The sequence below is a fragment of the Enterobacter sp. TCD1-1 genome, assembly GCF_020567405.1.
Taxonomy (GTDB): Bacteria; Pseudomonadota; Gammaproteobacteria; order Enterobacterales; family Enterobacteriaceae; genus Enterobacter; species Enterobacter quasiroggenkampii.
The window spans coordinates 305574-326259 of the sequence record NZ_JAJCXF010000003.1 but is presented as its reverse complement, the minus strand read 5'-3'; the positions used below and the strand labels follow the sequence as shown (position 1 = coordinate 326259).

Genomic DNA, 20686 nt, shown 5'->3' with positions numbered 1-20686 from the left:
GCAGATGCCACCGGCTGAATATGAAAACCTATATTATCAACGGCTCAGAAGTGTCTAGATTATCCGTAGCGATTCAACCGCCTGCAACATGATGTTCAACCAGCTCTCCTGCAGGAGGTTGTTTGCTGGTACCTGATGTGGAACAGCGCTCCGCATTGCGTAGTTCCCAAAATCCATCACCTTGTAAACGCCAGAACGGCATATCAGGACGGTACTGTGCACGCTGCGGTCCGAAACGTTCCAGCAGGCTGTGCAGCTGATCGCGTACTTCAGTACCATAATCAAACAGTCTCGCATGCCCCTGCTGATACTTCGCCAGCACGTACAGAAGCAATAAAGGTTTATGTGGCGCACGCTGTTCGCCTTTACGCCAGATGGTGATGTCGGCAATTGCCTGTTCGAGAGTTTTGCTGGAAGCCATCGCGTTACGGAAGAAGGTAAATAATTGCGATGATGCTCGCAAAACCCAGACCAATCAACCCACAATCAACAAAAACATGATCTTACCGTACCAAACCCTATTTCCTGAATCCCCCTCGCAAATTCCAAATTTCCCCCAACCCAAACCGCTGTATCTATATTCAGCCCTATATAATGAGCACCAGAAATTACGCCAAACGGCGAAAGAAAGTATCAAGGAATATTTAACGAAGAATTCGCGATATGAAGGTGCTGCAACACCCTCATACCGCTAACCACAAACAACTAAGATGGAGTTGAAAATGGCTGCGACGAATTTTAAGCCAGAGTTTACTGTTTGCAAAACAGAATCAGACGCTTTCACCGGCGTGATTGAAAACCGCGAGTTGGTACGCAAAAACAGCGCCCGCCGACTTCACGGCAACCAAACTAACGCAGCACCCGTCCATCCTCGCGCGGAGACGCCGCAGGACAGTGCCGCCTGCTGCGAACTGTATGCGCGCATAGATATGAAATATCTTCTGCTGGGCGGCGAGTGGTTAACTCGTGCGGGCTTTATCGACGGCATGCCCGTGAAAATCCGCGCCATGAAAGACTGCATTGTGATAACGCCACAACATACAAGAGAATTATGGGGATGCCTGGAAGGTATGAGCGTGGTGAATATTAATAAGCAGAAAGTCGCGCAGTGGTTAAAAACATTTCCGGGCGCGTTAAACGACACCGGCGATATTCCGGTGATTAAGCGCAACGCCTGATAAATATCCCGGCCCTGCGCCGGGATTATTATTTAAGCCGTCATCAAAACACCGGCACCCCCAGCCCAACCTTCACCTCCCGCAACGTCTCCTGCGTCACCCCCTGCGCCCGTTCGGTCCCGCGCTTCAGCATCGCCATCAACTCGGCCCTATCCTGCATATAAATCGCCCTCCGCTCCCGCATCGGCGCAATCAGTTCCTGCAAACACGCTTCCAGCTCGTTCTTGCACACCCGGTCACCCAGCCCACCCGCCTGATAGTGAGCCTTCATCGCCGCCACTTTCTCCTTGTCCGGATGAAACGCGTCGAGGTACGTAAACACCACGTTCCCCTCAATCTGCCCCGGGTCGCTCACCTTCAGGTGGTTCGGGTCGGTGTACATGGCGCTGACCGCACGGTGAATAGTCTCTTCGCTGGCCGAAAGGTGCAGCGTGTTGCCCAGCGATTTCGACATCTTGGCGCTGCCGTCGATGCCGGGCAGGCGGCTGGTGTCGCTCAGCATCGCCTTGCAGTGGCGTAGCACCGGGGCGGGCAGCAGGCTGTTCATCTTGTGCACAATCTCGTTAGTCTGCTCAATCATTGGCAGCTGGTCGTCGCCGACGGGCACGCACTCGGCCTTAAACGCGGTGATGTCCGCCGCCTGGCTGATGGGGTAGGCCATAAACCCGACCGGCAGCGAGCGGGCAAAGCCCTTCTGCGCAATCTCGTTTTTCACCGTCGGGTTACGCTCCACGCGGGCAACGGTGACGATGTTCATATACAGCATCGTCAGCTCGGCGAGGGCGGGCAGGGCAGACTGCAGGCAGATCGTGGTCAGGTTCGGGTCGATACCGGCGGCGAGGTAGTCGGCCAGCACTTCGGGGATGTTATCGCGGATCTTCTGCGGGTTGCTGCCGTTATCGGTCAGGCCCTGCAGGTCGGCGATCAGTACAAACTGGTTGTGCGTCTGCTGGAGCGCCACGCGCTGGCGCAGCGATCCGACGTAGTGGCCGAGGTGCAGCGGGCCGGTTGGGCGATCGCCGGTGAGGATGGTTTGCGGGTTCATAAAGACTCCTTAACGTTGTAATGCCGAAAGGGGTCTTAGAAATGTGAAAGCCGCCTTTCGGCGGCTATCTGAAAATGGGGAAAACTACTCCGTGCCGCCTTTAAGAAGGCAGCCACCAGCGGTTTACGGTGAGCACGGCGTGGTTTATGTTCATCTCTTTACCATACCACGTCCGGCGCGAAAAACAAAAGGGCACGTCATGCTGCAATCTCTCAATCATCTGACCCTCGCGGTCAGCGACCTGCAAAAAAGTGTCACCTTCTGGCACGAGCTGCTGGGGCTGACCCTGCACGCCCGCTGGAATACCGGAGCCTATCTTACCTGCGGCGATCTGTGGGTCTGCCTGTCGTACGACGAGGCGCGCCAGTACGTGCCGCCGCAGGAGAGCGACTACACCCACTACGCGTTTACCGTGGCGGAAGAGGATTTTGAACCGTTCTCGCAAAGGCTGGAGCAGGCGGGCGTCACCGTCTGGAAGCAGAACAAAAGCGAGGGAGCGTCGTTCTATTTTATCGACCCGGACGGGCACAAGCTGGAGTTGCACGTGGGCAGCCTCGCCGCGCGGCTGGCGGCGTGTCGCGAGAAGCCCTATGCGGGCATGGTGTTTACCTCAGACGGGGCTTGAGGCGCGCACCTTCAGCCTGCCCGCCAGCGTCACGTGCGTGGCGGCATCTTCCTGATTGCACAGGTACTCCACCGCCAGCCGTCCCAGCTCGCTGTAGGGCAGCTGGATACTGGTCAGCGGCGGGGTGAGCTGCTCGGAGATCTTCTGGTCGTCGTAGCCCGCCAGCAGCATATCCTGCGGGATGCGCACGCCGTTCACCGCCAGCGCCTGATAGCAGCCAATCGCCAGCCAGTCGCTGGCGCAGAAGATGGCGTCCGGGCGCTCGGCCAGTTCCAGCAGAGAAGTCGTGGCGGTAAAGGACTCGCTGAACTGCCAGTTGGTCTGGCGCACCAGGTCGTCGTCGCACGCGAGTCCGGCCTGCTGCAGCGCCGCCTGGTAGCCTGCCAGACGCTGGCGCGAGGCCTCCATCCAGCTCTCCCCGGTGATGTGGGCGATGCGCGTCGCCCCGCAGGCGATGAGGTGTTTAGTCACCTGGAAAGCGTTGGCGTAGTCGTCCGGGATAAACGACGGCAGCAGCGGCGAGCCGGGGTCGCGCTGGTTGAGCAGCACCAGCGGAATGCGGGTGCAGTCCTGAAACGCCGTCATGTCCACCAGCGTGGTGACCGGAGACGCGAGAATAATCCCGATGCAGTTGCGCTTCTCCAGCTGGCGGATGATGTTCAGCGCCAGCTCGATGTCGTCGCCGTAGTCGTAGACGGTGAGCAGGGTCTCGTTGCGCCACGCCGCTTCCCGCGCCTGGCTGATGGCATCGATAAACGGGTCGAAGCTCTGCATGGAGCTCACCAGCAGGGCGATCTCTTCCTGGTTGCGCGGGGCGTGAACGGCGGGGAGGCGGTCGTAGCCGAGCTCGGTAGCCACGTTAATTACCCGCTGGCGGGTGTCGTCGCTGAGCTTGATGTTGCGGGACTGGTTAAGTACCAGCGATACCGTCGCCTGCGACACCCCTGCCGCCCGCGCAATATCGTTCATCGTCACTTTCGTTTTTCGCTTCATCCGTCCTCTCCCTTTCGCGAATTCGCATCATACCCTAACCGCACGCTTTAGCGCCGTCGATCACGTTTCTCATTCATCGAAGCGTGAACTTTGTGAGGGGCATCGCTTTTCTTCGTGCGGGAAATTGCGCATTTATCCCACAGTTAATATTTATTAGCTAAATATTATCAGTAAGAGGACGCGTAATGAAAGAGCAGTGGAGCAGGGAGCAGGCACAGGCGTGGTATCAGCAGAAGGGCTGGCTGTGCGGGTTTAACTATCTGCCGTCTACGGCGGTGAACTGGACCGATATCTGGCAGGCGGAGACCTTCGACGCCGGGACGATTGACCGCGAGCTGGGCTGGGCGGCGGACGCGGGCTATAACACCCTGCGCATCAACCTGCCGTTTATCGTCTGGGAGCATGACCGCGACGGGCTGATGGCGCGCATCGACCGCTTTTTAACGATTGCCAACGGCCACGGGTTCAGCACCATGCTGACCCTGATGGACGACTGCGGCTTCTCCGGCGACGAGCCGTACCTTGGCCCGCAAAAGCCGCCGGTGCCGGGCAAGCACAACAGCCAGGCGGCGGCGAGTCCGGGGCGCGACAAGGTGTGCGATCCCGACTACTGGGCAGACATTGAGCGCTATATCCGCGACGTTGTCCGCCAGTTCCGCGAGGATGGGCGCGTGCTGCTGTGGGATCTCTACAACGAGCCGGGCAACCGCGGCATTTTCGCGACGGGCACGCAGGAGGTGCAGTACGACGCGAAGCTGGAGACCTGCGCCCACGCGCTGATGAAGCTCGCATTCCAGTGGGTGCGTGAAGAAGACCCTACCCAGCCGCTCACTGTCTGCGCGTGGCGCCTGCCGCCGGAAGAGGAGGGCGAGACGTTCTTCCAGCACCCGCTGGACCAGACCGCGCTGGCGCTCTCGGACGTGGTGAGCTTCCACGCCTACACCCACACCGGGCGGATGACGGCGATTATCCAGCAACTGCAAAAGCTCGGACGACCGCTGTTCTGTACCGAATGGCTGGCGCGCCACGTGGGCAGCACCATCGAAGAGCAGCTCCCGCTGATGTACGCGGCGAAGGTCGCGCCGTATCAGTGGGGGCTGGTGCGCGGCAAAACCCAGACGTGGCTGCCGTGGCCGGTGGTGATGAAGGAGTCCACGGACTACTGCCGCCTCTGGTTCCACGACGTGTTTGAGGAGAACGGCATTCCGTTCTCACGCCGTGAAATCGCATTAATGCAGCAGCTGCGCAAGATCGCCCCGCAGGCACAAGGCTAATAATATCGACCCGGCGGTCCACCGCCGGGCAACCAGGCAGGCATATAACAATGGCAATGACAATGAAAATACCGTCTCGCGAGCTGTGGTCTTATTTTGGTTATGGTTTAGGTCAGTGTTTTAGCTTTGGTTTAGTGGGTTCGTTTATTAACTATTTTTACACCGACGTGCTGGGGATCTCGGCGCTGGCGGCGAGCACCATCTTCCTGATTGCCCGCGCGTGGGACGCGGTTCACGATCCGCTGTTTGCCAGCATTATGGATACCATTAACAGCCGGTTCGGCAAGTTTCGCCACTTTTTGCTGATCGCCCCGCTGCTGATCACCGGCGTCACGCTGCTGTCGTTCTATAAAATCGAAGCGGACATGACCACCAAAATCCTCTACGCCGGGGTGACCTACATCCTGTGGGGGACGCTGTACGCCATCTCTGATATCCCGTTCTGGTCGATGTCGTCGGTGATGACCAACGACTCCGGGCAGCGCACCCGCGCGGTGACGGCGGCGATGCTCGGGGTGAACGCCGGGATTGCCTGCGCCAACATCTTCTTCCCGAAGCTGGCGGCCTATTTCGCCCAGTACAGCAATGACAAAGGCTACTTTATGGCGGCGCTGGTGATGATGCTGGTGGGCCTGCCGCTGATGCTTAACGGCTTTATGCAGATCAAAGAGCGCGTGCCGCCAAGCCCGGAAAAGGTGACCATCCGCGACACCTTCCACAACCTGCGCCAGAACAAGCCGCTGTTTATCGTCCTGCTGTCGTTCTTCTTCTGCGTGTTCCACAACGTGGCGGGCGGTCTCTATATCTACTTCTTTATCAACAACCTGGGCGACGGCAGCCTGCAGATGGCGATTGGCGTGATGGGGATTGTCGCGGCGGTGCTGTGCCTGGTCGCCCCGATGCTGACGCGCCGGATGCAGAAGCGAAAGCTGTTTATGATCCTCTGCGGGCTGGACGTGGCGGTGCGCGTGGTGATGTGGTTTGTCGGCTATCAGCAGGTGACGATGCTGTTTATTCTGCTCGGCCTGAGCACGCTGTTCGTGATGATGACCAACATTCTCACCTCGTCGATGATTGCCGACACCATCGAGTACGCGGAGTACCACACTCACAAGCGCTGCGCGGCGATCACTTTCTCCGGGCAGACCTTCACCGGCAAGATGTCGGTAGCGGTGGGCGGCGGGCTTATCGGCGTGTTTCTGACGATGATCGGCTACGTGCCGCAGGCGCAAATTCAGAGCGAGAGCGTGCTGTCGGGGCTGTTCTTCGGGATTTGTCTGCTGCCGGCAATAGGGTCGCTGATCCGCATGGGCTTTATGTCGCGTTTTACCTTTACCGAGGAGAAGCACGCGGAGATTTGTCGGCTGCTGGCGGAGCGGAACGCGTCTGCGAAAGCGCCGGGTGGCGGCTGCGCCTTACCCGGCCTACAGGATCAGCCCTTGTAGGCCTGATAAGCGAAGCGCCATCAGGCTTCGCTTTTTAAGAGTTAAAGCGACTTCACAAACGCCAGCAGGTCTTCGTTGAGCTGGTCCTGGTGGGTCAGCGCGAAGCCGTGTGGCGCGTTGTCGTACACCTTCAGCGTGGCGTTTTTGATCATCTCTGCCGCCAGCTTGCCGGTGCTTTCAAACGGCACGATCTGGTCGTTGCTGCCGTGGATCACCAGCGTCGGCACGTCGATTTTCGCCATATCCGGGCGGAAGTCGGTTTCGCCGAAGGCGGTCACGCAGTCGATGGTACCCTTCAGGGAGGCCAGCAGGGCGATGTTCAGCGTCTGCGTCAGGGCACCGGCAGAAACGGTCTGTCCGGCGTTGGTGCCGTAGAACGGGGTGGCGAAGTCGCTGATGAACTGGGCGCGATCTTTACGCAGTCCGTCGCGAATGCCGTCGAACACGCTCTGATCCACACCCTGCGGGAAGGTCTCAGATTTACCAAAGATTGGCGTGACCGCGCCCAGCAGCGCCAGACCGGCCACGCGCGCGCTGCCGTAGTTGTTGATGTAGCGGGTCACGTCGCCGCCGCCCATGGAGAAGCCCACCAGCGTCACGTCCTGGAGGTCCAGGGTGGTGATCAGGTCGTTGATGTCGGACGCAAAGGTGTCGTAGTCGTAACCGTTCCACGGCTGATCCGAGCGGCCAAACCCGCGGCGGTCAAAGGCGATGGCGCGGAAGCCGCGCTCGGCCAGGTAGTTCAGCTGGCTGTCCCACATGTCGCCGTCCAGCGGCCAGCCGTGGCTGAAGAGAACCGGTTTGCCCGCGCCGCCTTCTTTGTAGTAAATCTGCGTGCCGTCTTTTGCCTTAAACGTTGCCATAGTGTGTTCCTGTGCAGGTGATGGTTATGGTTATACCGGCGCGACCAGATAACGAATTGCCGGTGATGTTGTGCCCTGATGAAAAGCCAGAACGCGGCTCTGCAGCAGGAGGTCATTCATGGTGTGGCGCTCCTGCTGGCGCAGATGCTCAATCCACGAGCCCATCAGGAAGGTCTCGATAAACAGGCCGGGGCGCTCAATATCTTCGTATACCGCCCAGCTCATCGCCCCGGCGCGGCGTCGCACTCGGCGCAGCTCGTGTACTGCCTCCAGGAAGGCCTTCGCGTTGTGTGGGTCTATGATGTACTCGTGTGAGACCAGCACCGGGCCACGCTCGTTCGGCAGGTCGATCTCCACGCCGTCCAGCGGCTGGCCGCTCAGGTCGAGGTTTAATTCCGGGTCTTTCTCCAGCTTCCAGCGGAACACGGTGGCGCTTGCCAGCACCATGCCCAGCGTGGCGACAACCAGCGCGGTCGGGGTGCCGAACCGGGAGGCAATCTGCCCCCAGATGGCGCTGCCCGTGGTCATCGAGCCGAAGAACACCGTCAGGTAGACCGCCAGCGCGCGGGCCTTCACCCAGCGGGCTGCGCTGCGCTGCGCGCCGAGGTTTAGCGTCGAGAGCACCGCAATCCACGCGAAGCCGGTGAAGAACTCAAACAGGTTGAGCAGCCAGACGTGGCGCACAAACGCCAGCGCCAGCATGGTGAGGGCAAAGACCAGGCTCGCGGCCACCATCAGGCGGTCGGCGTTCAGCCGCTGGCGCAGGCGCGGCAGCAGGATGGCCCCGGCAATCGCTCCCAGGCCAATGCACGCCAGCATCACGCCGTAGCCCGCCGGGCCCAGGCCCAGCTCGCGGCGCGCCACCAGCGGCAGCAGCGCCCAGCCCGCGCTGCCAAAGACAAAGAACGCCACGGTACGCACCAGCACGTTGCGCAGCACCGGGGCGGCGTGCACGTAGCGGATGCCTGTGCGCACCGCAGAGAAGAAGTGCTCCGGCGGGAGACGCTGAATGGACGGGGCCGGACGCCAGCGCCACAGTACCCACGCCACGCCCACCACGGACAGCGCGTTCAGGGCAAACACCATCCACGGCCCGGCGAGCGACAGCAGGAAACCGCCCAGCGCGGGGCCAATCGCCCGGCTGATGTTCACCCCGAGCGAGTTCAGCGCCACGGCGGCGCCCAGCTCCGGCTTGCTCACCAGATCGGGCACCACGGCCTGGAACGGCGGCGAGCTCATCGCCGCCCCCACGCTCAGCAGAAACGTCGCCACCAGCAGCACGGTGGGGGTGACGTGTCCGGTGAAGGAGAGCACCGTCAGCCCGGCGGCGGCGATGAACACCCACAGCTGGGAGAAGAGCAGGTATTTACGCCGGTCAACGATGTCCGCCATCACCCCGGACGGCAGGGCAAAGAGGAACATCGGCAGGCTGCTGGCCGCCTGCACCAGCGCGATATCCAGCGGGTCGGCGCTCAGGGTCAGCATGCTCCAGTTGATGCCGACGTCGCTCATCCATGAGCCGACGTTAGAGACCACCGTGGCGATCCACAGCATGCGGAACACCGGCTGGCTCAGCGGCTGCCAGGGTGAAACCGTCGGTGCGGGCGTCGTCTCGACGTGTGCGTCGCGAACGTCGTTAACCTGGGTCATGCGAACCTCTCCGTTGCCTTACGCTGCAGCCGCCACTGACCCGGCCCGGTGAGGGCGAGAGTGGTGAAGATAATCAGCAGCAGCCAGCCAAACTGCCCTTCGGCAATCGACCAGTTCGGGTGGACCGCCAGCATCGCCACCAGCAGCACGGCGATAATCGGCAGGCACGCCAGGCGGGTGTAGACGCCCGCAATGATCAACAGCGGGCAGATCACCTCGGCGACAATCGCCGGGATCAGGCTCGCGTAAGGCCCGAAGCCGAACGGATCTTCAATGCGCATCAGCTCTTCGCTGAAGTGCAGCACCTTCGGCAGGCCGTGCACGTAGAGCAGCAGCAGGCTGCCGGTCAGGCGCAGGAAGAACAGCCCCAGGTCGATCCGGGGCGGCATGGTAGTGTTTTTCATCAGAATGCAAAGCAGCTGCAGCCCAGCGCCCCCCAGAAAGCGTTATCGTCGGACACCGGCATCGCTGACGTGCGGGCGAAATCGTGCTGGTGGCTGTGAACTCCGCACGGGCCGCTGCAGTGGTGAGCCACACTCATACCCACGCGTGCGGCCTGCGGCGGCGCGCTGCGGTAGTGGCCAGGCACCTTGACCACCGGGGACCACTCGGGCAGGACCGGGATGGCCGGCGGCGCGAGCGGGCCAAAGCTGCCCGCGGCGTAGACGATGTCGCCGTTGACCACCGTGAGAACGGACTCGATGCCCTTGATCTCCTCTTCCGGCACGCGGAAGTAGTCTTTGCTCAGCACCGCCAGGTCGGCGAGCTGGCCGACTTTAATCTGCCCCTTCTGGTTCTGCTCGCTGGAGAACCACGCGCTGCCCTGGGTCCAGAGCATCAGGGCGGTATCGCGATCCAGACGGGCACTGTGGTCGTACATCTGCATTCCGCCGACGGTACGGCCGGAGACCAGCCAGTAGAGCGCGGTCCACGGGTTGTAGCTCGCCACGCGGGTGGCGTCCGTCCCTAAGCCCACCGGCACGCCGGTCTCGAGCATTTTCGCCACCGGCGGCGTGTGGCGGGTGGCTTCGATGCCGTAACGCTCGGCAAAGTACTCGCCCTGGAAGGCCATGCGGTGCTGGACGGCAATGCCGCCGCCGAGCGCTTTGATGCGGTCGATGTTGGCCTGTGACACGGTTTCCGCGTGGTCGAAGAACCAGTGCAGGCCGTTGAACGGAATGTCGCGGTTCACCTTCTCGAAGACGTCCAGCATGCGGCTGATGGATTCGTTATAGGTGGCGTGCAGGCGGAACGGCCAGCGGTGCTCCACCAGATGGCGCACCACGCGCTCCAGTTCGTCCTCCATGCCCGGCGCGAGATCCGGGCGCGGTTCGAGGAAGTCTTCAAAATCGGCGGCGGAGAAGACCAGCATCTCGCCCGCGCCGTTGTGGCGGAAGAAGTCGCTGCCCTGGCCCGGCGTGAGCATGTCGGTCCATTTTTCAAAGTCTTCCAGCTCGTGGCCCGGACGCTGGGTAAAGAGGTTGTAGGCGATGCGGATGGTCATCTGCTTTTTCGCGTGCAGCTCGGCGATCACCTCGTAATCTTCCGGGTAGTTCTGGAAGCCGCCGCCCGCGTCGATGGCGCTGGTCAGCCCCAGACGGTTAAGCTCGCGCATGAACTGACGCGTGGAGTTGACCTGCTGCTCCAGCGGCAGCTTCGGCCCTTTGGCCAGCGTGGCGTAGAGGATCATGGCGTTCGGACGGGCAATCAGCATCCCGGTCGGGTTGCCGTTGGCGTCGCGCTGGATCTCCCCGCCCGGCGGGTTTGGCGTGTCTTTGGTGTAGCCGACCACCTTCAGCGCGGCGCGGTTGAGCAGGGCGCGGTCGTACAGGTGCAGGATGAAGACCGGGGTATCCGGCGCGGCGTCGTTAATTTCGTCGAGAGTCGGCATGCGGCGCTCGGCAAACTGGAACTCGGTCCAGCCGCCCACCACGCGCACCCACTGCGGCGACGGGGTGCGCAGCGCCTGCTCTTTCAGCATCCGCAGGGCGTCGGCCAGGGAGGGCACGCCTTCCCAGCGCAGCTCGAGGTTGTAGTTCAGCCCGCCGCGAATCAGGTGCAGGTGCGAGTCGTTGAGGCCGGGGATGGCAGTGTGGCCTTTTAAGTCGACCACTTTGGTGCCGTCGCCGTGGTGCTGCATCACCTCGGCGACGGTACCCACTTCCAGAAATTTTCCGTCGCGCATGGCAACGGCTTCCGCGACAGGATTCTCGCGATCGACGGTATGAAACTGGCCGTTAACCAGAATGAGATCGGCTTTACCGAGGGTAACCATAACTGCTCCTGACTGAGAGGGGAATGGTCAGGATTATGGGAACCGGTTTCGGCAAAGATCCAGTTATACAATAGGATAGGTATACCAAAGTATAACTATACCTAAGGTTAACTATACGAAGAGATAATTACGCGCGGAGAAGGAAAACCGCAGGATGAGGGTGACTTTATCGCCGTGGCACTCGCGGCGATTTCTACCCTTAACCACTGGAAAATGCTATGACCTCTTCAAAGCTCGAAGTGTTAACCCCTGCGAACTGTCAGATCATCTTTATCGATCACCAGCCTCAGATGGCGTTTGGCGTGCAGTCGATTGACCGCCAGGTGCTGAAAAACAACACCGTGGCGCTGGCGAAAGCGGCTAAGGTGTTCAACATCCCGACCATCATCACCACCGTTGAGACCGAAAGCTTCTCCGGTAACACCTATCCTGAGCTGCTGGACGTGTTCCCGGGTCAGGACATTCTGGAGCGCACCTCCATGAACTCCTGGGACGACCAGAAGGTGCGCGACGCGCTGAAGGCCAACGGCAAGAAGAAGGTCGTGGTTGCCGGTCTGTGGACCGAAGTGTGCAACAACAGCTTTGCCCTGTGCGCGATGCTGGAAGGCGACTACGAAATTTATATGGTGGCGGACGCGTCCGGCGGCACCTCCAAAGAAGCCCACGACTACGCGATGCAGCGCATGATCCAGGCGGGCGTGATCCCGGTGACCTGGCAGCAGGTGATGCTGGAGTGGCAGCGCGACTGGGCGCGTAAAGAGACCTACACCGCGGTGATGGACATCGTGCGCGAGCATTCCGGCGCGTACGGCATGGGCGTGGATTACGCCTACACCATGGTGCATAAAGCGCCGTCTCGCCAGAAGAGCGAGCACCGCACCTTAGCGCCGGTCCCGGCTCGCTAAGTCCCGTCGGCGGGCTGGTCCCTCATCCGGCTCGCCGCTGCCTCTTTCTCTGGAGTTCACGATGAGTACTGGGCTGATATCCCTTGCGGCAGGCGTGTTGATAGGCCTGATGTATGCCGTGCTGAAGGTGCGCTCCCCCGCGCCGCCCGCGCTGGCGCTGATTGGTCTGCTGGGGATGCTGGCGGGTGAACAGGCGACGCGTCATCTCTTATCCCGCGATGGCGCCCCACCTCCTCAGGTGACCGTTCCGCAGGCGGCATCGCAGACGGGAGCGTCATCATGAAAGCATGGATAATTTCGCTGGTGTGCGGCGTGGTTGCTGGGGTAATTTACGCTCTGCTCGACGTCCATTCCCCGGCACCGCCGGTTGTCGCCCTGCTTGGCCTGTTTGGCATGCTGGTGGGCGAACAGCTTATCCCGGTGGGACGACGTTTACTGAGTCGCGAACCGCTCACCCTCGCCTGGTTTCGTCACGAATGCGTACCGAAAATCAGTGGCACGGCGCCCCCTTCGCCCGCGAAGGACCCTCGCGACGTTAAATGACTGGTTAGAGGAATAACAGCATGACGCTGCCGTGGCGCATTGCCATCATTGATGACGAACGTTCCGTCCGCAGCGGGTTGAGTAATCTCCTGGAGTCGGAAGGCTATTCAACCGACACGTTTGATTCGGCAGAGGTATTTCTGAGCCATCCGCTTGCCCTGTCCGGCGCGGCGCTGGTGATCACCGATATCAAGCTCCGGGGCATGAGCGGCCTTGAGCTGTTTGACAAGCTGCGGCTGCTGGCCGTACCGCCTCCGCCCGTGCTCTTTATCTCCGGTCATGCTGATGAAAATATGCAGCGGTACGCTCTCGGTCTGGGCGCCGCTGCTTTTTTGCGTAAGCCGATTAACATCGATATGCTGCTGGATCATATTCAGCGGGAGCTGGCCCGCCGACAATAAGGATCGCGGATGAACGAACACGAGCAGCCTGCATTCTGGCCCGCCCAGGGAAATCTTCACCAGGGGCGGGTTTTTGTCCTTAAAGAGGATGTGATTTTTACCGTGCTGGCGCAGGAGGGCGGAATCGCCTGGATGCATGCGCGACATCCTCATTCCGGCGGCTCGTTCATTATCGCCACCGCGGTCAGCGACGAAGAGGAAGAGCGGGCCACCCGGCTGCTGAAAAACGAGTTTGCGCTGCGTGACGCGCTGCAGGATAGCTGGGCCATTCGCGCCGTCGCGTCCACCCAGTACCGGGGACGCTTCGCGCTGGTGTACGCCCCGTTTTCGTTTGAGCTGCTGTCGCGGCGCGCGGGCAGGGCGATCTCGGGGATCGCGCGCTTTATCGAGCTGGCGATCCAGATCTGCGTTCCTCTGCGCCAGATGCATCTGCAAAACCTGATCCACGGCGATATCAAGCCCGGCAATATTTTTGTTCATCACGATGCCACCTGCCGTCTGGGCAGCTTTGGCCTTTCATGCAGCCTCTCCGGCGCCTTCGCGCAGACCCGGCTTGCCGTTTCAGGCGGCACGCCAGCGTATATGTCCCCGGAGCACACCTCCCGCACCCAGCGCCCCGTCGATGGTCGCAGCGATCTCTACAGCCTCGGCGTGGTGCTGTATGAACTCCTGACCGGACGCCTGCCGTTTGAACGGGGGGAGGACGATCGGACCAACTGGGCGCATTACCATATTGCCTCGGCGCCGCTGGCCCCGGATGCGATACGCCCGGACGTGCCGGGAATGCTGTCGACCATCATCCTGAAGCTGCTGGAGAAGCACCCCGATAACCGCTACCAGACGGTTGACGGGCTGATTGCCGACCTCCGCCGCTGCCAGGCGACGTTGACCGGTGAGAGCGAGATCGTTGCCTTTACCCCCGGCCAGCAGGACCGCACCCCGGCTATTCTTCTGGCGGACTCGCTGTTCGCGACGCATCCGCAGGCGAATGACGTCATTGCCGCGTTTGAGCGGGTGGGGGAGAACCGCGTGCCGGAGCTGGTGACCATCGGCGGGCCGTCGGGGATCGGCAAATCCTCCATCATTGCGACGGCGTTAAAAACGCTCCAGCAGCGTACGGTGCTGCTGGCGGTGGGCAAAGTGGATCAGTTTTCACCGTCATTGCCCTACGGCGTATTAAGCTCCGCATTCCGCCCCCTGGCCCTGCACCTGCTGGGCCTGCCGGCAGACGAGGTGGCGAAGTGGAAAATCCGTCTTTCTCGCGCCCTGGAAGGACACGAGGCGCTGGCCGTCAGCCTCGTGCCCGAGCTGGGCCTGCTGCTTGAGCGCAAGCCGCGCTTCCCGGCGGATACGTTTTCCATTGATGCCCGGGCGCGCTTCAGCCATATGGTGCTGGCGCTGGTGAAAACCTTTGCCTCGCAGGGCTGCCCGCTGGTGCTGGTGCTCGACGATCTCCAGTGGAGCGACGCCGCCAGCCTGCATACGCTCAACTATCTGCTGGTGAACTGCGGCGCGATCCCACTGCTGGTGGTTGTGGCTCACCGCGACATCGGTTCGTTGTCCGAACCCGCACTGCAACAGCAGCTGGCGAGCCTGCCGCAGGCGGCGCAGCACGCGAGCGAAATTGTCCCGCAGGCGCTCTCTGTCAAAGCCGTGTCCCGTTGGCTGGGGACGGTATTTCGCACCCGCAGCACGGCGACGACCGACCTCGCCACGCTGATCCATGAAAAGACCGGGGGCAACCCGCTCTTTGTACACGAATTTTTCCGCCGCATCGTCGATGACGGGCTGGTGGTGCACAACAAATATCAGGACAAGTGGCACTACGATCTGCAGGCGATTCGCGCCCGGCATTACACCGAAAACGTCGTCACCCTGGTGCTGGAGAAGCTGGAAGAGTTGCCCGACGAGACGCGTCGCCTGCTGGGCAGCCTTGCCTGCCTCGGCGGCACGGGCGAAATGGAGATGATCTGCCGCGTGGTTGGTATATCGATGGCGGAAATGCGCTACGCGCTGCATCCGGCGGTCATGGCGCAGCTGATCGTGCTGACGGAGAAAGCGTACTCCTTCACCCACGACCGGGTGCAGGAGGCCGCCTTTGCCCTGCTGGATCGGCATGAGAAAAGCCATCTTCATCTGACCACCGCCAGCCTGCTGGCCGACGCCGCGCGGCAGGCGGCGGGGAACGAGCTGCTGTTTCGCGCCGTACATCACGTCACGGCCGCGCTGGACAGCATCCAGCCCGCCCCGCAGCGCCAGATGTTCCGCGAGCTGAGCCTGCTGGCCGCGCGACGCGCGAAACGCTCGGGGGATTATCTCTCGGCGCTGAGCTATATCCAGACTGCCCGAGCGCTGGGCAACGCCGGGACGGTGTCAGACTTTATGCTCGATATCGAAGAGGCGGGCTGCGAGTTTGCGCTGGGGCACCTGGAGCGTACCCGCGAGCTGTGTGACGCCATTCTCGGGTGTCCCGGCGGGCTGACCGAAAAGGCGCTGGCGGCCAATCTGCTGGTGGAAGTGTACATTCGCCAGTCGGACAGCCGTCTGGCGCTGGAAGCAGCGCTCTGCTGGCTGGGGGTCTTTGGTATTCAGATCGGCCGCTATCCGGAAGATGCCGACTGCGACAAGGCCTGGGAACACTTCTGTAACCGCGCGGGCGACGCGCCGCAAAGCCTGTTTGCCCCGCTCTCGCGGATGGATAACCCGGAAACCGAAGCGGTGATGAACCTGCTTTACAGCGCCAGCATTTGCGCCAGCTTCATCTGTCCGCGCCTGCACTTTTTACTGCTTTGTCGCATGATGCACCTGACGCTCGACCACGGTATTACCGGCGCCTCCACCACGGCGATGGCTTGGTTTGGCGTGCTGATGGGCCACCGCTACGCCGAGTATCGCCTCGGCTTTCAGTACGGCACGCTGGCCCGCGAACTGGTCAATCGCCACGGCTACGACGCGTTTGAAGCCAAAACCCTGCTGCCGTTCGACCAGCTCAGCGTCTGGACCCAGCCCTTATCGTTTACCATCGAGTGCGCGAAAGCCTGCTTTACCTCGGCGGTGACCCACGGGGATATGACGATGGCCTGCTTTGCGGCCTGCCACCAGGTCATTAATTTCCTCTCCCGGGGCGATCACCTGGACGGGGTGCTGACCAGCATCGATCGCGGCCTGGCGTTCGTGCGTAAAACCCACTTCCAGGACGTGGAGACCATTTTGATGGTCCAGCGCGGCTACATAGAGTTCCTGCGCACGCCGGTTATCGGCACCTGGACCGCATCGCAGGTGCTGCCGGAGGCGCTGCTGCCCGCGTCGCCGGAGCAGGCACCGGAGCAGACCTCCACCATGCTGTTCTGGTACTGGCTCTACCGCGGCATGGCGCACTTTACCTGCGGCGAGTATGCCGACGCGCAGGCGGATCTGGAGATGGCGGGGTGGTACGCGTGGTCTGCGCCGGGGCACATTCATCTGCTGGATTACCATCTCTACAGCGCGCTGGCGCTTTCGCGTCAGCTGACGCCGGAGACCTTCTCGGCGAACCACCGCCGCAGCATTCACGCCCACTATGACAAAATCGCCCTCTGGGCGCGCATTAATCCCGGCACGTTCGCGGATAAAGAGGCGCTGATCTACGCCGAAATCGTGCGTCTGGACGGGATGAACAGCATCGCGCTTGAGCAGTATGAGAAGGCGGTCCGGCTCTCCCGCGAGGGCGGGTTTAATCCGATTAATGCCCTGGCCCACGAGCTGGCGGGCCGCTTTGCGCTGGCCTGCGGCTATCCAACCGCCTCGGACGCACACTTCCGTGGCGCAATTGCCGCCTGGGGCCGGGCGGGCGCGCAGGCCAAGGTGCGCCAGCTGGAGCAGGATTTCCCGCATCTGCTGGCCTCCGGGCAGGCGAGCGCCTATGACACGGTGGCGTTCGCTCAGAACGAGACCATCCGCGATCTGCAGAGCGTCATCAAAGCCTCCCGCGCGCTGTCGGAAGAGATCAACCTCGAGCGCTTAATCGAAAACCTGATGACGATCCTCCTCGAACGCGCCGGGGCGCAGCGCGGCCTGCTGCTTCGCGTGAGCGATAACCTGATCCCGGAGATCGAGGCCAGCGCCTGGACCAGCACTGAAGGCGTGCGGGTGCGGATCCTGAAAGACGTGCCGACGGCGACCGATATGCCCCTGTCGGTGCTGGCGGCGGTGATCCGCACCGGGCAGGAGATCCGCACCGGTAAGCCGGAGGAGTTTCACCCCTTCAGTCAGGATCCCTATCTGGTGACCTCGGGAGCGGCCGTCATGTGCGTCCCTATGTTCAAACAGGCGCGGCTGGTGGGCGTGCTTTACCTGGAAAACCGCCTGATGCCGGAGGTTTTCACCGCCGAGCATTCTCGCGTGGTGAGCCTGCTGGGGGCGCAGGCCGCGGTCTCCCTGGAAACGGCGCGGCTGTATGCCGAGCTGCTGGGGGAGAACATCCAGCGCCGTCGGGTGGAAAAAGAGCTGCGCGCCAGCCAGACCTCGCTGATGCTGGGCGAGCAGATCAGCCACACCGGCAGCTGGCGCTGGGAGCTGGAGCAGGATCTGATGTTTGTCTCGGAGGAGTACGCCCGCATCCTCGGCCTGCCCGAGCAGCAAAAGATGATCTCCATGGCGGAGTTTTTGACCTTCGTTCATGAAGACGATTACGCCCGTATCAGCACCATCGTCACGCAGAGCGTGCGCGAAGGGCTCTCCATGCGCGCGGAGTTTCGGGTGAAGCGTACCGACGGTTCTACGCGCTATATCCTCGGTATTGGCGATCCGGTGGGCGTGGGCAGCGAGGTGAATGAGTATTACGGCATCATCACCGATATCACCAGCCAGCGCGCCGCGGAGGATGCCATGCGGGTGGCGCAGGCGGATCTGGCGAGGGTGTCCCGCGCCACCACCGTCGGGCAGCTGACCTCCTCCATCGCCCATGAGATCAACCAGCCGCTGATGTCGATCGTCTCTAACGCCGGAGCGAGCCTGCGCTGGCTCAGCCGGGAGCCCGCCCGGCTGGATAAAGTGCGGGAAGGGCTGGAAGAGATCGCCGCGGAAGGCGCGCGGGCGGGGGAGATCATTCGCAGCATCCAGTCCCTGACGCGCAAGCAGGATCCCACCTTCTCGCGCATCGATCTGCACTATCTGATCCACCATATCATCGCGCTCTCCCGCAGCGAGCTGGAGCAGCGACACATTAGCGTTGATTACCTGTTGAAGGCGCAGGACAGCTTTATCACTGGCGATAGCGTGCAGATCCAGCAGGTGCTGCTTAACCTGGTGATGAACGCCGTTGAGGCGATGGCCGAGGTGAAGGATCGCGCCTGCACCATCACCCTCAGCACCAGCAACGCGGACGGGAAAGCGATCGTTGAGATCGCCGATACCGGGAGCGGCATTGAGCCCGAGCGGCTGGAGCAGATTTTTGACTCGTTCTACTCCACCAAGCCACAGGGAATGGGGATGGGGCTGACCATCAGCGCCAGCATCATTGAGCGCCATTGCGGGAAGCTGAGCGCGCGCCGCCGGGAGCCTTACGGCACGGTGTTTGCCTTTGCGCTGCCGCTGGCGGTACAGGAAGGGTAAACGTTACTCCGCAGGCTGGCTTTTGGTCAGGCGCTCAACGGCCCTGACTAGCTCTGCCACGGAGCGCACCTGCATTTTCTCCATTACGCGGCGGCGATGCACTTTCACCGTGATCTCACTGACGCCCAACTCGGCGGCAATTTGCTTATTCAGCATGCCGCTTATCGCCAGCGTGAGCACCTCGTGTTCGCGCGGCGTGAGGGAGAGATGGCGCTGCTTCAGGGCGTAGTGCTCTTTATTGCGCTCGGCATTGTTTTCCGCCAGCTGCAGCGCGGACTCAATGGCGTCGATAAGCGCGGTGGATTCGACGGGCTTGGTGAGAAATTCGTAAGCGCCGCCTTTAATGGCGCGCACCGACATCGGAATGGTGCCGTGGCCGGTGAGAAAGATAATCGGGATTTCACGCCCGCTGTCCTTGAGGGCATCTGCCACCTCAAAACCCGAGATGGTGGGCATCTGCATATCCAGAACCACGCACGAGGGGAGCTCTTCAAAGCGGTGCTGAAGAAACGCTTCTGCCGATGAAAAGCCGATGGCGTTTAAGTCTGCGGATTCCAGCAGCCCGATTACGGACTGTCTGACTGCGTCATCGTCATCAACCACATACACAATGTGTTCCATTCACCGCCCCGGTGCTGTTTTACATGTCGAGGATGCAAACAGCCCCCAGGAGTGACGTAAGGGACTGTTTATGCTGACTTTCATCTTAACACATTAAATATAATTATCATTTAACAATATGATAATCATATGAAGTATAGCGATCCGTGACCGGGCGAGTTCAGGAACGAAACGCTGATGTTATGCACCGACAAGCTCAATCCGGTTGCCGTCCGGGTCCGCGATCACCGCTTCATAGAAGCCGTCTCCGGTCATGCGCGGGGCGCTGAGCAACGTGCCGCTGGCCTGCGCCCGTTCGGCCATGTCGTCCACCTGCGCCTTGCTGCCGACATTGATGGCAATATGCGCCCAGCCGATAAACTCCGGATGTGACGGGGCTGCGGGCAGGTCCGGCAGCGTCATCAGCTCGATGGTCGGTCCGTCATTCAGCGTAATAAAATGTGATTCAAACCCGGGACGATTTTTACTGACGTAGCGTTCGTTGCTGCGGCCATTAAAAACCGTTTCCCAGAACTGAACCTGGGCGTTCAGGTTTCGGGTCCACAGTGCAACATGGGCAATATGCATAAGCTCCCTCGTGATTTGTCTGTGAGGACTTTGATCGGTAAAACAGGCTACACTCTGGTTTTGAGCGCGACAAGCTGAGGAAATAACAATGCACTACACACTGAAAGAAAGCGACAAGGAAAAAGCGGAAGGGTCAAACGGCGCGGGCGCTCTGCAGCAAAAACTGCTGGAGTCTCGTTCGATTGTGATCTCCGGTGAGATCAACCAGGAGCTGGCGCAGAAAGTGATCACCCAGATGATCCTGCTGCAAAGCGTCAGCAACGATCCGATCAAGCTGTACATCAACAGCCAGGGCGGCCACGTGGAAGCGGGCGACACCATCCACGACTTCATCAAATTCATTCGCCCGGAAGTGCACGTGATCGGCACCGGCTGGGTCGCGAGCGCCGGGATCACCATCTTCCTGGCCGCGAAAAAAGAGCACCGCTACTCGCTGCCAAATACCCGCTTCATGATCCACCAGCCGCTGGGCGGCGTGCGCGGTCAGGCGACGGATATTGAGATCGAAGCGCGCGAGATCATCCGCATGCTGGAGCGCGTGAACAAGCTGATCGCCGACGCTACCGGCCAGCCGCTGGAAAAAGTGAAAAAAGACACCGACCGCAACTTCTGGATGTCCCCGGCGGAAGCGCTGGACTACGGTATCGTGGGTAAACTGATTACCCATTATGACGAGCTGAAGCTGGATTAATGTGTTATTGCGCCCGGA

General features: G+C 61.2%; 18 protein-coding genes and 1 pseudogene. 10 read left to right on the top strand and 9 right to left on the bottom strand.

Annotated features, from left to right (window positions below; translation table 11 throughout):
- Window positions 1-76 precede the first annotated feature (76 nt).
- A pseudogene (locus LJA86_RS16450) lies at window positions 77-421 on the bottom strand (HNH endonuclease); the annotation flags it as partial.
- A 301-nt stretch (window positions 422-722) separates the two neighbouring features.
- Between LJA86_RS16450 and LJA86_RS16445 the strand changes: the two are divergent.
- Window positions 723-1178 carry a SymE family type I addiction module toxin gene (locus tag LJA86_RS16445; protein ID WP_229226432.1) on the top strand — a complete coding sequence of 152 codons (456 nt, stop codon included), beginning with the start codon at window positions 723-725 and terminating at the stop codon, window positions 1176-1178.
- Between the two features lie 43 nt (window positions 1179-1221).
- Here the strand turns inward: LJA86_RS16445 and trpS are convergent, their stop codons facing one another.
- The gene (trpS, locus tag LJA86_RS16440; RefSeq protein WP_229226430.1) at window positions 1222-2223 is read right to left on the bottom strand and encodes a tryptophan--tRNA ligase; all 1002 of its coding nucleotides are present in this window, start codon (window positions 2221-2223) and stop codon (window positions 1222-1224) included.
- A gap of 199 nt (window positions 2224-2422) precedes the next feature.
- Here trpS and fosA point away from each other — a divergent pair, with 199 nt between their 5' ends.
- Window positions 2423-2848: a FosA/FosA2 family fosfomycin resistance glutathione transferase gene (fosA, locus tag LJA86_RS16435; protein ID WP_229226429.1), complete on the top strand. Its 426-nt coding sequence runs from the start codon at window positions 2423-2425 to the stop codon at window positions 2846-2848.
- Here the strand turns inward: fosA and LJA86_RS16430 are convergent.
- Window positions 2834-3841 (bottom strand): LacI family DNA-binding transcriptional regulator, encoded by a 1008-nt coding sequence (locus LJA86_RS16430; protein ID WP_058662000.1) that lies wholly within the window; start codon window positions 3839-3841, stop codon window positions 2834-2836. The two genes, fosA and LJA86_RS16430, sit on opposite strands and share 15 nt — an antisense overlap.
- A gap of 185 nt (window positions 3842-4026) precedes the next feature.
- Here LJA86_RS16430 and LJA86_RS16425 point away from each other — a divergent pair, with 185 nt between their 5' ends.
- Entirely contained in the window at window positions 4027-5115 is a 1089-nt protein-coding gene (locus LJA86_RS16425; protein ID WP_229226428.1) for a cellulase family glycosylhydrolase, read from the top strand.
- A 50-nt stretch (window positions 5116-5165) separates the two neighbouring features.
- On the top strand, window positions 5166-6560 hold the full coding sequence (locus LJA86_RS16420) for an MFS transporter (protein ID WP_023315317.1): 1395 nt from the start codon (window positions 5166-5168) through the stop codon (window positions 6558-6560).
- Between the two features lie 41 nt (window positions 6561-6601).
- Here the strand turns inward: LJA86_RS16420 and LJA86_RS16415 are convergent, their stop codons facing one another.
- Genes LJA86_RS16415 through LJA86_RS16400 form a run of 4 tightly spaced genes read right to left on the bottom strand, consistent with a single transcriptional unit; the run spans window position 6602 to window position 11348 of the window.
- Window positions 6602-7423, bottom strand: coding sequence for an alpha/beta fold hydrolase (locus LJA86_RS16415; RefSeq protein ID WP_024909512.1), 822 nt, complete (start codon window positions 7421-7423; stop codon window positions 6602-6604).
- A gap of 30 nt (window positions 7424-7453) precedes the next feature.
- Window positions 7454-9073, bottom strand: coding sequence for an MFS transporter (locus LJA86_RS16410; RefSeq protein ID WP_061716031.1), 1620 nt, complete (start codon window positions 9071-9073; stop codon window positions 7454-7456).
- On the bottom strand, window positions 9070-9477 hold the full coding sequence (locus LJA86_RS16405; protein WP_229226427.1) for a DoxX family protein: 408 nt from the start codon (window positions 9475-9477) through the stop codon (window positions 9070-9072). The genes LJA86_RS16410 and LJA86_RS16405 overlap by 4 nt, the downstream gene beginning before the upstream one ends.
- On the bottom strand, window positions 9477-11348 hold the full coding sequence (locus LJA86_RS16400) for an amidohydrolase (RefSeq protein WP_229226426.1): 1872 nt from the start codon (window positions 11346-11348) through the stop codon (window positions 9477-9479). Before LJA86_RS16400 ends, LJA86_RS16405 begins: the two co-directional genes overlap by 1 nt.
- A 218-nt stretch (window positions 11349-11566) precedes the next feature.
- On the opposite strand from LJA86_RS16400, the gene LJA86_RS16395 reads away from it, so the two are divergent.
- From LJA86_RS16395 to LJA86_RS16375, 5 genes are all read left to right on the top strand, one after another.
- Complete coding sequence (locus LJA86_RS16395; protein ID WP_008501349.1) at window positions 11567-12253, top strand: hydrolase; 687 nt, start codon at window positions 11567-11569, stop codon at window positions 12251-12253.
- Window positions 12254-12314: 61 nt separating this feature from the next.
- Window positions 12315-12536, top strand: coding sequence for a DUF1427 family protein (locus LJA86_RS16390; RefSeq protein WP_024909508.1), 222 nt, complete (start codon window positions 12315-12317; stop codon window positions 12534-12536).
- Window positions 12533-12796 carry a XapX domain-containing protein gene (locus tag LJA86_RS16385; RefSeq protein ID WP_048225484.1) on the top strand — a complete coding sequence of 88 codons (264 nt, stop codon included), beginning with the start codon at window positions 12533-12535 and terminating at the stop codon, window positions 12794-12796. The genes LJA86_RS16390 and LJA86_RS16385 overlap by 4 nt, the downstream gene beginning before the upstream one ends.
- A 20-nt stretch (window positions 12797-12816) precedes the next feature.
- The gene (locus LJA86_RS16380) at window positions 12817-13197 is read left to right on the top strand and encodes a response regulator transcription factor (protein WP_229226425.1); all 381 of its coding nucleotides are present in this window, start codon (window positions 12817-12819) and stop codon (window positions 13195-13197) included.
- Window positions 13198-13206: 9 nt separating this feature from the next.
- Entirely contained in the window at window positions 13207-18789 is a 5583-nt protein-coding gene (locus LJA86_RS16375) for a trifunctional serine/threonine-protein kinase/ATP-binding protein/sensor histidine kinase (protein ID WP_229226424.1), read from the top strand.
- 3 nt (window positions 18790-18792) lie between these two features.
- Here the strand turns inward: LJA86_RS16375 and LJA86_RS16370 are convergent, their stop codons facing one another.
- Both LJA86_RS16370 and LJA86_RS16365 read right to left on the bottom strand, forming a co-directional pair.
- Window positions 18793-19410 (bottom strand): response regulator transcription factor, encoded by a 618-nt coding sequence (locus tag LJA86_RS16370; protein WP_048028672.1) that lies wholly within the window; start codon window positions 19408-19410, stop codon window positions 18793-18795.
- A 180-nt stretch (window positions 19411-19590) separates the two neighbouring features.
- The gene (locus LJA86_RS16365) at window positions 19591-19977 is read right to left on the bottom strand and encodes a VOC family protein (protein ID WP_045908085.1); all 387 of its coding nucleotides are present in this window, start codon (window positions 19975-19977) and stop codon (window positions 19591-19593) included.
- Window positions 19978-20065: 88 nt separating this feature from the next.
- Between LJA86_RS16365 and LJA86_RS16360 the strand changes: the two genes are divergently transcribed.
- Window positions 20066-20668 (top strand): ATP-dependent Clp protease proteolytic subunit, encoded by a 603-nt coding sequence (locus LJA86_RS16360; RefSeq protein WP_126534229.1) that lies wholly within the window; start codon window positions 20066-20068, stop codon window positions 20666-20668.
- Window positions 20669-20686 lie beyond the last annotated feature (18 nt).

Coding starts and splice junctions, on each gene's coding strand:
- LJA86_RS16445 (WP_229226432.1), top strand. CDS start 723: ATGGCTGCGACGAATTTTAAGCCAGAGTTTACTGTTTGCAAAACAGAA.
- trpS (WP_229226430.1), bottom strand. CDS start 2,223: ATGAACCCGCAAACCATCCTCACCGGCGATCGCCCAACCGGCCCGCTG.
- fosA (WP_229226429.1), top strand. CDS start 2,423: ATGCTGCAATCTCTCAATCATCTGACCCTCGCGGTCAGCGACCTGCAA.
- LJA86_RS16430 (WP_058662000.1), bottom strand. CDS start 3,841: ATGAAGCGAAAAACGAAAGTGACGATGAACGATATTGCGCGGGCGGCA.
- LJA86_RS16425 (WP_229226428.1), top strand. CDS start 4,027: ATGAAAGAGCAGTGGAGCAGGGAGCAGGCACAGGCGTGGTATCAGCAG.
- LJA86_RS16420 (WP_023315317.1), top strand. CDS start 5,166: ATGGCAATGACAATGAAAATACCGTCTCGCGAGCTGTGGTCTTATTTT.
- LJA86_RS16415 (WP_024909512.1), bottom strand. CDS start 7,423: ATGGCAACGTTTAAGGCAAAAGACGGCACGCAGATTTACTACAAAGAA.
- LJA86_RS16410 (WP_061716031.1), bottom strand. CDS start 9,073: ATGACCCAGGTTAACGACGTTCGCGACGCACACGTCGAGACGACGCCC.
- LJA86_RS16405 (WP_229226427.1), bottom strand. CDS start 9,477: ATGAAAAACACTACCATGCCGCCCCGGATCGACCTGGGGCTGTTCTTC.
- LJA86_RS16400 (WP_229226426.1), bottom strand. CDS start 11,348: ATGGTTACCCTCGGTAAAGCCGATCTCATTCTGGTTAACGGCCAGTTT.
- LJA86_RS16395 (WP_008501349.1), top strand. CDS start 11,567: ATGACCTCTTCAAAGCTCGAAGTGTTAACCCCTGCGAACTGTCAGATC.
- LJA86_RS16390 (WP_024909508.1), top strand. CDS start 12,315: ATGAGTACTGGGCTGATATCCCTTGCGGCAGGCGTGTTGATAGGCCTG.
- LJA86_RS16385 (WP_048225484.1), top strand. CDS start 12,533: ATGAAAGCATGGATAATTTCGCTGGTGTGCGGCGTGGTTGCTGGGGTA.
- LJA86_RS16380 (WP_229226425.1), top strand. CDS start 12,817: ATGACGCTGCCGTGGCGCATTGCCATCATTGATGACGAACGTTCCGTC.
- LJA86_RS16375 (WP_229226424.1), top strand. CDS start 13,207: ATGAACGAACACGAGCAGCCTGCATTCTGGCCCGCCCAGGGAAATCTT.
- LJA86_RS16370 (WP_048028672.1), bottom strand. CDS start 19,410: ATGGAACACATTGTGTATGTGGTTGATGACGATGACGCAGTCAGACAG.
- LJA86_RS16365 (WP_045908085.1), bottom strand. CDS start 19,977: ATGCATATTGCCCATGTTGCACTGTGGACCCGAAACCTGAACGCCCAG.
- LJA86_RS16360 (WP_126534229.1), top strand. CDS start 20,066: ATGCACTACACACTGAAAGAAAGCGACAAGGAAAAAGCGGAAGGGTCA.